This window comes from Streptomyces sp. NPDC055287 (genome assembly GCF_053646035.1).
The window spans coordinates 98,487-111,341 of the sequence record NZ_JBSHNE010000016.1 but is presented as its reverse complement, the minus strand read 5'-3'; the positions used below and the strand labels follow the sequence as shown (position 1 = coordinate 111,341).

The window sequence follows — 12,855 nt, the reverse complement described above, 5'->3', positions numbered from 1 at the left end:
GTGGCAGCGCGTGGGGGCATCGGACGACGTACTCAGTTCGTTCGTCCCTACGTACTCATGCCGTGGCGGCCAGAGGTGAGCATCCACTCCAGCCGGCTGCCTTGCCGGGGAACGGGAACGCCGGCTCGACGCCGTTGGCGCCAGCCGGCCTTCCGCCGAGAAAGTGGTGGATCAGTCCGTGCCGAACTCCATCGCGGCCCGGTCCAGCATCTCGTCGTCACCGGAGACCTCACCGCGGGAGGCGATGGCCTCGGCGCCGCCCTCGGGCATGGCACCGATCAGCCCGGTCGCGGCCGCCTGGGCGGCACCGATCGCGGGGCCGGCGGTGGTACCGATCAGGCCGAGCCCGGCATACTGCTCCAGCTTGGCGCGCGAGTCGGCGATGTCGAGGTTGCGCATGGTGAGCTGGCCGATCCGGTCCACCGGACCGAATGCCGAGTCCTCGGTGCGCTCCATGGACAGCTTGTCCGGGTGGTAGCTGAACGCCGGGCCCGTGGTGTCGAGGATCGAGTAGTCCTCACCGCGCCGCAGGCGCAGAGTGACCTCGCCGGTGACGGCCGCGCCGACCCAGCGCTGCAGCGACTCGCGCACCATCAGCGCCTGCGGGTCCAGCCAGCGGCCCTCGTACATCAGCCGGCCGAGGCGTCGCCCCTCGTTGTGGTACTGGGCGACGGTGTCCTCATTGTGGATCGCGTTGACCAAGCGCTCGTACGCCGCGTGCAGCAGAGCCATGCCGGGCGCCTCGTAGATGCCGCGGCTCTTGGCCTCGATGATCCGGTTCTCGATCTGGTCCGACATGCCCATGCCGTGCCGACCGCCGATGGCGTTCGCCTCCATCACGAGGTCGACGGCGGAGGCGAACTCCTCACCGTTGATCGCCACCGGGCGGCCCTGATCGAAGCCGATCGTCACGTCCTCGGTGGCGATGTCGACCGAGGGGTCCCAGAACCGCACGCCCATGATCGGCTCCACGGTCTCCACGCCGGTGTCCAGGTGCTCCAGGGTCTTGGCCTCGTGGGTGGCGCCCCAGATGTTGGCGTCGGTGGAGTACGCCTTCTCTGTGCTGTCGCGGTAGGGCAGGGCGTGGGCGAGAAGCCACTCCGACATTTCCTTGCGGCCGCCGAGCTCGGTCACGAAGTCCGCGTCCAGCCAGGGCTTGTAGATCCGCAGGTGCGGGTTGGCGAGCAGGCCGTAACGGTAGAACCGCTCGATGTCGTTGCCCTTGAACGTCGAGCCGTCGCCCCAGATCTGTACGTCGTCCTCGAGCATCGCCCGGACCAGGAGGGTGCCCGTGACGGCGCGGCCGAGAGGCGTGGTGTTGAAGTAGGCCCGCCCGCCCGAGCGGATGTGGAACGCCCCGCAGGTGAGCGCGGCCAGGCCCTCCTCGACCAGCGCAGCGCGACAGTCGATCAGGCGTGCGATCTCGGCACCGTAGGTCTTCGCGCGGCCGGGCACCGAGGCGATGTCGGGCTCGTCGTACTGACCGATGTCGGCTGTGTACGTGCACGGGACGGCGCCCTTGTCGCGCATCCACGCGACCGCGACCGAGGTGTCGAGGCCGCCCGAGAAGGCGATGCCGACGCGCTCGCCGACGGGAAGGGAGGTGAGGACCTTAGACATAGGAAGAGTATGCACGATCGCGCATTTTCATGCAAAGGCTGCGTCGAGGTGTTCACGTGCTGTGCGGTCGGGTCCGATGAGCTCACCGAGGCGCGGCACGGGCAACGCGGTCATGACACGTCGAGAGCAAAGCCGGGGCGCGAGGAAGGAGCTCGGCCTGCCCGGCTCCGCTGCGAGAAGCCCCCAGCCGCCGGCACGGCCTTCCGCGACATCCAGGGGCTGGAGGTGGTGGGCCTCAGTGACGGGAAACGCCTCCGCTACGGCTCTGCGGTTCTCCGCCACTTCGCCGGCCCCGCGCCGACGGGCCGGCCCGGCCGGGGGGCGGCTCTGGCTCCCGTCGCCCGGAGACGTCGGGAGCCAGAGCGCGTCCGGGTCAGTGGAAGGTGATGTAGCCGTTGCCGTCGCGGTCGTTGCCGCTCTTGCTGTAGGAGTGGACGTCCGCGCGGCTGCCGGAGGGCTTGTAGAGGTAGATCGTGTCGCGGTCGTTGTTCCACATGAAGTTGCAGTTGTCGCGGTAGACGACGTTGTTGGCGTCGGAGTCGGTGCCGTTGCCGCCCCGGAGCTTCACCGAGTCACCGGGCTGCAGGTAATGGTTCGCCGTGAAGGCGAAGCGGTTTCCGGTCGCGTCCTTGACGACGTAACCCTTGAGGTTCACAGTCGCGGACGACGAGTAGTTCTTGACCGTCAGGTACTCCTCGCGGGTGTTGCCGGAGGAGCAGCTGTTCGAGTCGCGGCCCGGCGCGTCGTACTGGACTCCGCGGACCTTCAGTGCGGAGGAGTATTCGGCGGCCTGAACCGGGCCTGCCACAGCGGCGAGCGATCCGACCGTGATCGCAGCGGCGATGGCGACGTGGGTAATGCGCAAGGTGAGGTCCCCCCTCAAGAGCGTTGATGAGCAGCAGAAGCCTACCGATCCGGCGAGCTTTTGGTTACCGCTTCAAGTATCTGATCGGACATTTCGTGGCCCCGGTGAGCTGCCGACGCCGACGCCGGCTGCCGCGCTCCGCGGCCCGACTTCCTGCGGGTCACCCCGGCGACGACCGCGACCGGGCGAGGGGGACGCCCGGCGCTCACCGACCCGTACGGCGACACGGCCCGTTCAGCGCCTGGGCCGCATGTCGCCGCCGTACCGGGTGCGGTAATCCGGGACGACGATGCGGCTCGTCGGAGACTCCCGGCGGACCTCGGCGAGGAATGCGTCCAGGTCCATCGCCGGATCGCGGCGTGGGGGCTCGCTCAACGGCTCCTCGAAGTTGTCCCAGTGGACGGGCACGACGACACGGGGTTCGCCCAGTGCCCGTAGCAGCCGACGCACATAGTGGTGCGTGGCGGTGCTGGACGGGACCGCGATCATTGCCAGATCGGGTCGGAGTCCCTGCGCGGTGCGCTCGGAGAAGTCACTGGCGCCCATCAGGAACGCCGAGGGGCCACTGCTCCCGGCCTTCACCTGGAAGGCGAGCGTGTCGCCCTCCGGCAGGTCGGAGATCGTGCCCGGGGCCGCCGCAGGCGGCGCGTTCAAGGTGCCCGGGGCGAAATAGGAGTGGCGCTTGTTGCGGCTGTGCAGGCTTGCCACGACCTCGATGGTGAACCCACCGAGGTCCAACACCTCGCCGCCCTTCACCACCGAGATCTGGTCGGGGTCGACACCGAACGCGACCAGCAGATGAAAGGTGGTCTCGGTGCCGACGATCCGGGCGCCGGTGGACCGGGCGATGTACGGCACATCGGCGAGGTGGTCCCAGTGGGAGTGGCTGACCAGGACGATTTCGGGGCGGCCGATGTGTTCCCGTACCACCGCAGGGTCGGTTGTCAGCTTTGTCGCCGGGTTGAAGGCGCCTTCGAACAGGCCGGTTTTGAACCGGGTGAGGTACGGGTCGAAGAGCACGGTCCGGCCGCCGATGTCGATGCGCCAGCCGGAGGTGCCCAGCCAGCGGAAGGACGCCGAGCCGGCCGCCGGGGCCCCGCGGGTGGACGCCTCGGACGCGGCGGAAATGGAGGGAAGCAGCGGGGCGGCCGCGACGCCGAGCGCGGCGCCACGCAGCACCGTACGTCGGCCGAACCTGTGCATGCGCTGTGCGTCTGTTTCGTCGCTCATGGCGCCAGGAGATCAGGATCCGACCTTCCTCGTCCAAGATCAAAACCCTGCCGCCCTTATACGAAAATGTATATGAGACCAGGTCACGCTACTGCGCCGCGGAGGGATTCGACGGCGATCCTGGCCGCGGCACCGATCGCGGCGTCCACCGCCGGCCGCGAGGCGTTCAGTTCGCGGGTACGGGCGAAGACGGAGACGGCGTAGCGGCTGCCGTCGGGATACTGAACGACCCCCGCCTCCATGTGCAGCCCCGGCAGAGTGCCGGTCTTTGCCGCGACCGTCACGTCGTTGGGGAACCCCGACACCAACCGGTGTCTGAATACCTGACGGACCATCAAATCACGGACCTGGGCGCAGGCTTCCGGCGGGCCCGCTTCATCGCGCCAGATCAGACGCAGCAGCCGGGTGATCTCGCGGGGCGTGCTGGCATTGGTCCGCCGGGGGTCCAGCACGCTCAGCCGTCTCTTGCGGTCGTCCGGCAGAGCCGGGTAACGGACGGCGAACTCCGCCTCGTCGCGTGCCCCCACCTCGGCGAGCATCGACTCCAGGACGTCACGAGGACCGCCCACGATCACGGTCCCGTCGAGACCGAGTTCCCCGGTGAGCAGCCGTACCGTGTCCAGGCCGACCCGCGCCAGCAGCAGATCCGCCGCCGAGTTGTCGCTGACCGACATCGCGAAGAACGCCAGATCGCGCAGCGACAGCTCGACGTCGTCCATACAACCGGCCGTGCCCCAGCCGCCGAGCCGGTCCCCCGCCGTCACCCGTATCCGCTCGCGGGGGTCGAGCTGGCCGGCGGCCGCCTGCCGGGCGAACTCCAGAACCAGCAGCACCTTGAAGACCGAGGCGATCACGACGGGATCATCCGCGCCGACCGCCACCTCCTCGCTCCCCCACTCCGTTCCGACAGGGACCGCGTGCAGCGCTCCCTCTGCGCCCGCCTCCGCGAACACCTCTCGGATCCTGTCCTCGACCACCGGTTCGCCCCTCACGTAAGGTTCTGGTGTGGATCTCTTGCGCCACCTGCGTATTTTCGTCACCGTCGCCGACGAGCTGCACTTCAGCCGGGCCGCCGACCAACTGGGCATGGCTCAGCCGCCGCTCAGCCAGGCCGTACGCAGACTGGAGAAGGATCTCGGCGCCGAACTGTTCGACCGGTCACGCCGCCAGATACGACTGACCGCCGCCGGGGTGGTGCTGCTGGACGAGGCACGCGACCTCCTGGCTCGTGAGGACCGGTTACGCACGCTGGCCCGGCGTGCCGGGGACGGCGGCCTGGGCACTCTGCGCGCGGGCGTACCACCCGACACCACGGCCTCGACGCTGTCCACGCTGCTCGCCGCCTGCGCGGAGCACTCCCCTGGCCTGGCCGTCGATCTGCAGGAGGTCACCACCGAGGAACAACTGCGCCTGCTCTCCTCCGGCGGACTCGACGTCGGCCTCGTCCACCAGCCCGTGGACGCCACCGAACTTCGCCTCGGTCCGGAGGTCTGCGCGGACCTCGGAGTTGTGCTGCCCCGCACGTCACCGCTGGCCCGGTTTCCCGAGGTCGCGCTCGGCGAACTGTCCGGCCACGATCTGGTGCTCTTCCCGCGCGCACATGCCCCCGGGTGGTACGACCGGATACTCGACACGTGCCGCGCCGGGGGCTTCGTACCCGGCCGCCTGCGGCACGCCTCCAACCCCGAGTTCCTGCTGGCCCTGGTCGCCGCGGGTCACGGAATCGCCTTCGACCAGGGGCCGGTGGCACGCAAGGAAGCCCGCGTCGCCTGGCGACCCCTGGCAGGCCGCCCCCTCACCCGACGGATCACCGGCGCCTGGCCCGCCGGCCGGTCTGCCCACCCGGCCGCCCCTCACTTCGCGGACCTCGCAGCCGACGTGCTCGCCCGCGACCGCACGGCGGCCCCGCGCCCCGGCAATGACCCGCACCCGCACCCGCCGGACGGTCAGCCCCGCCCGTGGTCGGTGGTGTACGGGTAGTTATGTACATCCCGGAGCATGGCCCCGGGATGTACACCTGACACCGACCGGCACGTCGTCCGGCAGAGCTCACCCCGGCCCCACAGCGTGCAGGCGCTCACCGGGTCCACCCCGGGCGTGGGTGCGGGCACGGTGTGGCTGCGAGGCGGCGTGGCACCCCGGGTGGTCCGCGACATTGACGACGACACGTAAGTGGCGCAGGCGCTTCAGGCAGGGGTGGTCGGATACTGCGCAAGAACCTGCCCTCGGCCGAACTGGCCGCCGGCCGCGCCGACCCGTTCCGTACTGACCGGACGCGAGACCGAAGCGCTGCGCCTGATCGCCCCTGGATCGACCAACCGGGAGATCGCGGCCCGCCTCTTCCTCAGCGAAGGCACGGTGCGGGGCCGGAGATCGTACCGGCACCCGCTCCTGACACAGCATCAGCACGCGCACGCGCGCTAGTGTGTGCGCGTGAACCTTCATGTCGTCATAGGTTTCGGGCCCGCCGGGGCGGCCACTGCTCGGCTCCTGGCCGGACAGGGGCATTCAGTACGCGTCGTCACCAAGTCGGGCCGAAGCCCGGAGCCCGGCATCGAGCACGTAACGTTGGACGCGTCGGACAGCCAAGGGCTGACCGACGCCGCGCAGGGCGCGGCCGCGATCTACGGCTGCGCCGCACCGCCCTACCATCGCTGGGCGCGGCAAATGCCGCCCCTGACCTCGTCCGTCTGTGCGGCGGCCGAGGCGACCGGAGCCGTTCTGGTCATGCTGGGCAACCTCTACGGCTACGGTCCGGTCGACGGTCCCATGACCGAGGAACTTCCACTCGCGGCGACCGGCCCCAAGGGGCTTGTGCGCGCCGCCGTTTGGGAGCGGGTACAGGAACTCCACGAGCGGGGTCGTATCAAGGCGGTCGAGGTGCGGGCCTCGGACTTCTTCGGACCCGGCGTGACCGGTGGCGGGCACCTGGCCGCGCGGGTCGTGCCACGGCTGCTGCGCGGTAAGCCGATCTCCACGCTCGGGGACCCGGACGCTCCGCACAGCTGGAGCTACCTCCCCGATGTGGCCAGGGCCCTGGTCGAGGTCGCGGACGAGAAGCGGGCCTGGGGACGCGCCTGGCACGTTCCGACGGGGCCCGCGCTCTCCACCCGGGAGATGGTCGACCGCCTTGCCGCTCAGGCGGAGACGGGGCCGGTCGCGGTGCGCAGGCTGCCGTCGGCGGCGCTCGGTGTCGCATCGGTATTCTCGCCGCTGATCCGCGAACTCAAGGAGATTCGCTATCAGTTCGACCATCCTTTCGTAGTTGATTCAAGCGCTTACGAAGCCGAATTCACGGTTCGAGCCACCCCCGTCGATGAGCAGGTCAAGGCGACGGTGGACTGGTGGCGTGAGCGACTGGCCGCCGCCGGGTGACGTCCGGCGGGAGACGGTCCGCACGGTGACGGGCTGCCGTGACCGAGAAAGGCGCATGGACGAGCGGCCGTGGAATCGGTGTCTTCCCCTTCGGCGCGTACGGCGCCCGGCTCTCGGCAGACCTCTGTCTGGCTGGCACCGTCGAGTAACCCCTTGCTCCATGACAGGCATGCAGTGATCATGGAGAATCCAGGGGCCGGCTGGGGGGCTGTACGGCTCATGTCCGCTTCACGCCGCTCGCTGCTGGCCGCTGCCCATTGATCAACGGAAGGTCGTCCGTGCGCAAGCTTGTGTACTACATCGCGTCCACCCTCGACGGTTTCATCGCGGGGCCTGACGGTAGCGACCCCACTGGTCCGGACGGCTTCTGGCCGATCGCTGAGGACTACATCCAGCACATCATCACCGAGTACCCGGAAACACTGCCCGCCCCGGCGCGTGCCGCACTGTCCATCACGGCCGAAGGCACGCATTTCGACACCGTCGTCGAAGGACGGCGGACCTACGAGCTCGGCCTCAAGGCCGGCATGGCCAACGCCTATCCGCATCTGCGGCACCTGGTGTTCTCCCGGACGCTGAGCGAGAGCCCGGACCCGGGCGTGGAGCTGGTCGCCAGCGATCCGGTAGCGGCAGTACGGCAGTTGAAGCAGCAGGACGGCAAGGACATCTGGCTGATCGGCGGTGGCGAACTCGCCGGTGCGCTGTACTCCGAGATCGACGGGCTGGTCATCAAGCTGAGCCCGATGACCATAGGCTCCGGGATACCGCTGTTCTCCCACAAGGCGGCGTTCGACCCGTGCGGCTGGGAGCTCACGGACCACACCGTCCTGAAGTCCGGCGCAGCCTTCCTCACCTACGCCCGCAAGACCGCCACCGCGTAAGGCCGTCTCGCCCCCTGCCACACCCGGCCCCCGCCCCCGCCCCCGAATGTGGTCGACGTGCGCTTCGCTCATCGGCTCGGGGGCGGGCGTGGCAGGGGCGGCGGTCGCGGCGTCGGTGGCGGTTGCGTGAGACGCTCAGCGAGGCGGTGCCCACACGGCCGGACGGTCGATCGCGTGCACCGCCCGAGCATGGGCCGTCCAGGGCCGTCGGCCGGTCCGCGCCGGGTCGGGGCGGGTGCCCAGGTGAGCAGGCGTGGGGAACCCCACGAGTCTCTGCGCACGGTGGACCCGCAACGGCCCAGGAACGGCGCGTCCTCGCAGCGGGTCTAGCAGGTGACGACCTTGCCGTACGAGCCGCGACCCCAGTTCCACTCCCACTGCTGTCCCGGCTGATACGTCAGACAACGGGAGTCGGGACCCCAGTCGATGACCACCTTCAGGTGCATCGCCTCGCCGCACGTATTGGTGACCTTCACGTACTTGTCGTGCTTGATGACGTCCCGCTTGACGCAGGACGGCGCAGTGCCCATGACCCGGGGCTCCGACCCATGGGCGGGGGCGGCAGTGAGGACCGGGGCGAGGGCGGTGGCCGCAAGGAGCGCCGCGATGCGTAGTGCCGTTCGCGCGGTGAGGCTCATGACATCTCCTGGTTCGTTCGATGAGCGGTCGCCTCGTGGAGGCACACCGTCGGGACATCCCCACCGTGTCCTACCAGAGGGCGGCATGTCCCAGCCCTCAACCGGGCCAACCTGCACGCGAAAGGGGCAACTGGAACGGTCGGTGTCACCGCGTTCGGCCGAGCGGCCGGTTGGCCACTCCGAGCGTCACGGGTCAGCGACGGTCGGGACGAAGAGCGGGCACGGCCTCGCAGGAGGACCGGTCCACAGGACGGGTAAATTGGTGGCCACCGCATAAGGAGATGGCACGTTGCCCGTCCGCCCCAGCGTTCTGTTCGTGACCGATCTCGCCTACCAGGCCCGGGGACGGCGTTACTGCGACGAAGACATCTTTCTGACCTCCAGGCTGCGCAACGACTTCGACTTTGCCCTGTGTCACCCGCTGGATGCCGCCGCGCTGATGAACGCCTTCGACGCGGTCGTGGTCCGCAACAGTGGCCCCGTACTGCACTACCAGAAGGAGTACGACGCCTTCCGGCAGCAGGCCGCCGAGCGCGGTGTCCGGGTCTACAACCCACTGTCCGGCCGCGGCGACATGGCCGGCAAGCAGTACCTCCTCGACCTGACCGCCACCGGATACCCGGTCATCCCCACCGTCGACCGGCCTCAGGACCTGAATCTCCTGCCGGAAGCCGGGCAGTACGCGGTCAAGCCGAAGGCAGGCGCGGACTCCATCGGCCTGACCTTCGTCCCTCCGGACCAGCTGGGCGCCCTCCCCTACGGCGACATCCTCGTGCAGCCGCGCATCAACTTCCGATACGAGGTGTCCTTCTACTACATCGACGATCACTTCCAGTACGCCCTCCACGCCCCTGACCCCGAGCGGCGCTGGGTCCTGGAGCCCTACGAGCCCACCGATGCCGACCTGGCCTTTGCCCGCCGGTTCATCGACTGGAACACCCTCGACCACGGCATCCAGCGGGTGGACGCCTGCCGCACCCCGGAGGGCGACCTGCTCCTCGTCGAGCTGGAGGACCTCAACCCCTACCTCTCCCTCGACCTGGTCTCCGAGCGGACCCGCGACGCCTTCGTGACCAGCATGACGGCCTCCCTCCACCGGTTCCTGGACGCTCCGCGTCCCGCCTGAAGCCACAGGCCATGTCGACAGCCCCCGGGGGCTGTCGACATGGCGTTCGCAGGTGACGCATCTCGGCCGATGCGGGCAGCGGCCCGGCTCTTGCGGCGTCACGCCGAACTTGAGGGTCAGAGAACTCTCTTGTGGAACTTTGTGCGAAGAAACGACACGGCTGTCCGGCTACCCAGACAGTAAGGGCGCATTCGCCTTCTTTCGTGTGATGACAAGCGAAGTGATCCAGAGGGAGTGTGAGTCGGCGTACCCGCAGGTGAGCAGAGGAAGACATATGGCAGTTGAAGCCGACCGCGAAGACGTGCAAGCTCAGGCGTCCGGGCAACAAAGTCTGTCGACTTCCGCCGCGCGGAACCTGGCGACAACCACGAAGTCCGTTCCTCAGATGCAGGAAACCTCCTCGCGGTGGCTGCTGCGGATGCTGCCGTGGGTGGACGTCCAGGGCGGCACCTACCGGGTGAACCGGCGGCTGAGCCATGCCGTGGGTGACGGTCGGGTGACTTTCGTGCAGACCGGCGGGCGGGTCTCGGTCATCCCGGCTGAGCTCGGGGAGTTGCCGGCGCTCAGGGGGTACGGCGACCATGCCGTGCTGAGCGAGCTGGCCGACCGTTGCGAGCAGGTCGACTGCGCACCGGGCACAGTGCTGGCCCGTGCCGGCGCTCCGAAGGATCGTGTCTTCCTACTCGCGCACGGGCGCGTGGACAAGGTCGGCACCGGTTCGTACGACGAAGACCCTGTTCTGGGTTTCCTGGCCGACGGCGCCCACTTCGGCGACCAGTGCCTGACCGGGACGGAGCAGGCCTGGGAGTGCACGTTCCGCGCCACCACCGCCTGCACGCTGCTGGTCCTGTCCAGGAGCGACGTCGACAGCCTCGCCGCACGCGCCGAGTCGCTGAGCAGCCACCTGGACGCGATCGCGGCGCTCCCGCAGCAGCGCACCAACAGGTACGGCGAGGCGGCGATCGACCTCGCGGCGGGGCACGTGGGCGAGCCGGTCGTCCCCCACACCTACGTCGACTACGAGCCCGAGCCGCGCGAGTACGAGCTCTCCGTCGCGCAGACGGTCCTGAAAGTCCACAGCCGCGTCGCGGACCTCTACAACGAGCCCATGAACCAGACCGAGCAGCAGCTCCGCCTCACCCTTGAGGCGCTGCGCGAGCGCCAGGAACACGAGCTCGTCAACAACCCGGAGTTCGGGCTGCTCAGCAATTGCGACTACGCGCAGCGTCTTCAGCCCCACGACGGGGTACCCAGTCCCGACGACATGGACGAGCTGCTCTCGCGGCGGCGCGGCAACAAGTTCTTCCTCGCCCACCCCCGGGCCATCGCCGCGTTCGGCCGTGAGTGCAACAAGCGTGCCCTGCCGATGGAGCCGGTGGACGTCGGCGGGCACCGCATCCCGTCCTGGCGCGGTGTGCCGATTTATCCGTGCGGGAAGATCCCCGTCAGTGCGGCTCGTACGACCTCGATCCTGTGCATGCGCACAGGCGAGGACGACCAGGGCGTGATCGGGCTGCGGCAGTCGGGGATCCCCGACGAGATCGAGCCGAGCCTGTCTCTGCGGTTCATGGGCATCGACGAGCAGGCGATCATCTCCTACCTGGTCACCGCGTACTACTCGGCCGCGATCCTGGTCCCCGACGCCCTCGGCATCCTGGAGGACGTCGAAGTCGGCCGCTGGCGCTGACCGAAGCCGACCGACACATCACCCTCCCCGCCGGCCCCGGCGCGCGGGCCGACCGCACGGCGTTCGCGTCCGGCCGGACCTGCACGCACGTTCCGGGCCCCTGAGCGGGCACGCCCGTCTGCCATCAGACGCCCAACCACCCCCACCCGAAAGGCACTCCTCGCATGCCCCGAAGCAGTGGCGCCGGCGTCCCGCCGTGGACGTGGAACGGGCCGCCGGCCGCCCACCCACCAGTACTCCCCAAAGCGCCGGCACCCCGAACGGCCGGGGAGGCCCTACCGGTCCCGTCCTCGCACGGCGCGCTCGAGCGCCTCCTGGCCGGCCCCGGCGGGCTGGGCACGGCCGCCGCCCGCGCCTTCCAGTCCCTCACCCCGCCCGCGGCACCGAGAGCGGCGCTGCCCGCAGGACAGGACGAGGCCCCACCGTCCGCCACGCAAGGCCCCGCGGCCGGCCAGGACACGGCGGTGCGGATTCCGCCCTTGTACTGCCCCGACGCGGTGCGGGACGACCCCGCCCTCGGGGAGGAGGTGAACAATCGCCTGGTCGACTGGGCCGCGGAGGTCGGCATCTTCACCGGCCGCCTCGAACGCCTGCGCTCGCACCAGTTCGGGCGCCTGTTCATGCTCGCCCACCCCGACTGCGACGACCCCGATCGCCTGATGGCCGCGGCCCGCTGCGGGCTCGCGGAATGGTCCGTGGACGACCACTGGGTCGACGAAGGAGACGACACAGAACCGGAGCTCCTGGGCTCCCGCCTGGCGATGGCCCACGCCGTGGTCGACCCGGTCCGCCTCCCCGCCCGGTACCTCGCGCAATTCGAGGAAATCGTCCACAAGCAGCCCGTCCTGCGTGCCTTCCGGTCCAGCCTCGCCCACCTGTCCCAGATCGCCAGCACCACTCAAATGGCACGCCTGCGCCACGAACTCGCCGTCATGTTCGTCGGATACGGACAGGAAGCCGAATGGCGCAGCAGCGGGCGCAAACCCGCGGTCTGGGAGTACCTCCTGCACCGCTACGAAAACGCTTTCTACCCCTGCATGGTGCTGATCGACCCGGTCGGCGGCTACGAACTGCCCGCCCACGAGTTCGCCGACCCCACCGTGCGCCGCACCTACCTCTATGCGGGTATGGCCAACGTCCTGCTCAACGACGTCTACTCGATGGCCAAGGAAGACCCGGGCGACACCAACCTGCCCAACCTCATCGCCGCCGAGGAGAACTGCTCGCTCCAGGAAGCCGTCGACCGCACGGCTGCCATCCACGACGAGCTCATGCACACCGTCGAGGCCGACTGCGCCGTCCTGGCAGCGGCCGGCTCCCCCCAGCTGCGCCGCTACCTGGCCGGCCTGTGGGGATGGATGGGCGGCAGCAAGCAGTGGCACGCCACCAGCGCCCGCTACCACGAAGCCAACTGAACCCGTGAAGAAACCCGT

12 protein-coding genes are annotated in these 12,855 nt (G+C 69.4%); 7 read left to right on the top strand and 5 right to left on the bottom strand.

Features of this window, described 5'->3' with window-relative positions:
* Positions 1 to 171: 171 nt before the first annotated feature.
* The 4 genes from argG to ACWIHY_RS24385 form a co-directional block, all read right to left on the bottom strand.
* On the bottom strand, positions 172 to 1,620 hold the full coding sequence (gene argG, locus ACWIHY_RS24400; protein ID WP_454377790.1) for an argininosuccinate synthase: 1,449 nt from the start codon (positions 1,618 to 1,620) through the stop codon (positions 172 to 174).
* Between the two features lie 373 nt (positions 1,621 to 1,993).
* Positions 1,994 to 2,485 (bottom strand): lamin tail domain-containing protein, encoded by a 492-nt coding sequence (locus tag ACWIHY_RS24395; protein WP_454377789.1) that lies wholly within the window; start codon positions 2,483 to 2,485, stop codon positions 1,994 to 1,996.
* Between the two features lie 234 nt (positions 2,486 to 2,719).
* The gene (locus tag ACWIHY_RS24390; RefSeq protein WP_454377788.1) at positions 2,720 to 3,715 is read right to left on the bottom strand and encodes an MBL fold metallo-hydrolase; all 996 of its coding nucleotides are present in this window, start codon (positions 3,713 to 3,715) and stop codon (positions 2,720 to 2,722) included.
* Positions 3,716 to 3,798: 83 nt separating this feature from the next.
* Positions 3,799 to 4,692 carry a serine hydrolase gene (locus ACWIHY_RS24385; protein WP_454377787.1) on the bottom strand — a complete coding sequence of 298 codons (894 nt, stop codon included), beginning with the start codon at positions 4,690 to 4,692 and terminating at the stop codon, positions 3,799 to 3,801.
* A gap of 37 nt (positions 4,693 to 4,729) precedes the next feature.
* On the opposite strand from ACWIHY_RS24385, the gene ACWIHY_RS24380 reads away from it, so the two are divergent.
* The 4 genes from ACWIHY_RS24380 (at position 4,730) to ACWIHY_RS24365 (ending at position 7,971) form a co-directional block, all read left to right on the top strand.
* Positions 4,730 to 5,695, top strand: coding sequence for a LysR family transcriptional regulator (locus ACWIHY_RS24380; RefSeq protein WP_454377826.1), 966 nt, complete (start codon positions 4,730 to 4,732; stop codon positions 5,693 to 5,695).
* A 192-nt stretch (positions 5,696 to 5,887) separates the two neighbouring features.
* A complete protein-coding gene (locus ACWIHY_RS24375) occupies positions 5,888 to 6,139 on the top strand; it encodes a response regulator transcription factor (protein ID WP_454377786.1) in 252 nt (83 codons plus the stop codon).
* A 9-nt stretch (positions 6,140 to 6,148) separates the two neighbouring features.
* Complete coding sequence (locus ACWIHY_RS24370; RefSeq protein WP_454377785.1) at positions 6,149 to 7,090, top strand: NAD-dependent epimerase/dehydratase family protein; 942 nt, start codon at positions 6,149 to 6,151, stop codon at positions 7,088 to 7,090.
* A 278-nt stretch (positions 7,091 to 7,368) separates the two neighbouring features.
* A complete protein-coding gene (locus ACWIHY_RS24365) occupies positions 7,369 to 7,971 on the top strand; it encodes a dihydrofolate reductase family protein (protein WP_454377784.1) in 603 nt (200 codons plus the stop codon).
* 326 nt (positions 7,972 to 8,297) lie between these two features.
* On the opposite strand, the gene ACWIHY_RS24360 is transcribed toward ACWIHY_RS24365, so the two are convergent.
* Positions 8,298 to 8,609: a hypothetical protein gene (locus tag ACWIHY_RS24360; protein WP_454377783.1), complete on the bottom strand. Its 312-nt coding sequence runs from the start codon at positions 8,607 to 8,609 to the stop codon at positions 8,298 to 8,300.
* A gap of 289 nt (positions 8,610 to 8,898) precedes the next feature.
* Between ACWIHY_RS24360 and ACWIHY_RS24355 the strand changes: the two genes are divergently transcribed.
* The 3 genes from ACWIHY_RS24355 (at position 8,899) to ACWIHY_RS24345 (ending at position 12,837) form a co-directional block, all read left to right on the top strand.
* Positions 8,899 to 9,735 carry a hypothetical protein gene (locus ACWIHY_RS24355; protein WP_454377782.1) on the top strand — a complete coding sequence of 279 codons (837 nt, stop codon included), beginning with the start codon at positions 8,899 to 8,901 and terminating at the stop codon, positions 9,733 to 9,735.
* A gap of 274 nt (positions 9,736 to 10,009) precedes the next feature.
* Positions 10,010 to 11,422: a family 2B encapsulin nanocompartment shell protein gene (locus tag ACWIHY_RS24350; protein WP_454377781.1), complete on the top strand. Its 1,413-nt coding sequence runs from the start codon at positions 10,010 to 10,012 to the stop codon at positions 11,420 to 11,422.
* Positions 11,423 to 11,586: 164 nt separating this feature from the next.
* Complete coding sequence (locus ACWIHY_RS24345) at positions 11,587 to 12,837, top strand: family 2 encapsulin nanocompartment cargo protein terpene cyclase (protein WP_454377780.1); 1,251 nt, start codon at positions 11,587 to 11,589, stop codon at positions 12,835 to 12,837.
* Positions 12,838 to 12,855 lie beyond the last annotated feature (18 nt).

Excerpts from the sequence above, each read along its gene's own strand:
- ACWIHY_RS24350 (WP_454377781.1), top strand. The coding sequence starts at position 10,010 with ATGGCAGTTGAAGCCGACCGCGAAGACGTGCAAGCTCAGGCGTCCGGG.
- ACWIHY_RS24345 (WP_454377780.1), top strand. The coding sequence starts at position 11,587 with ATGCCCCGAAGCAGTGGCGCCGGCGTCCCGCCGTGGACGTGGAACGGG.
- ACWIHY_RS24390 (WP_454377788.1), bottom strand. The coding sequence starts at position 3,715 with ATGAGCGACGAAACAGACGCACAGCGCATGCACAGGTTCGGCCGACGT.
- ACWIHY_RS24360 (WP_454377783.1), bottom strand. The coding sequence starts at position 8,609 with ATGAGCCTCACCGCGCGAACGGCACTACGCATCGCGGCGCTCCTTGCG.
- argG (WP_454377790.1), bottom strand. The coding sequence starts at position 1,620 with ATGTCTAAGGTCCTCACCTCCCTTCCCGTCGGCGAGCGCGTCGGCATC.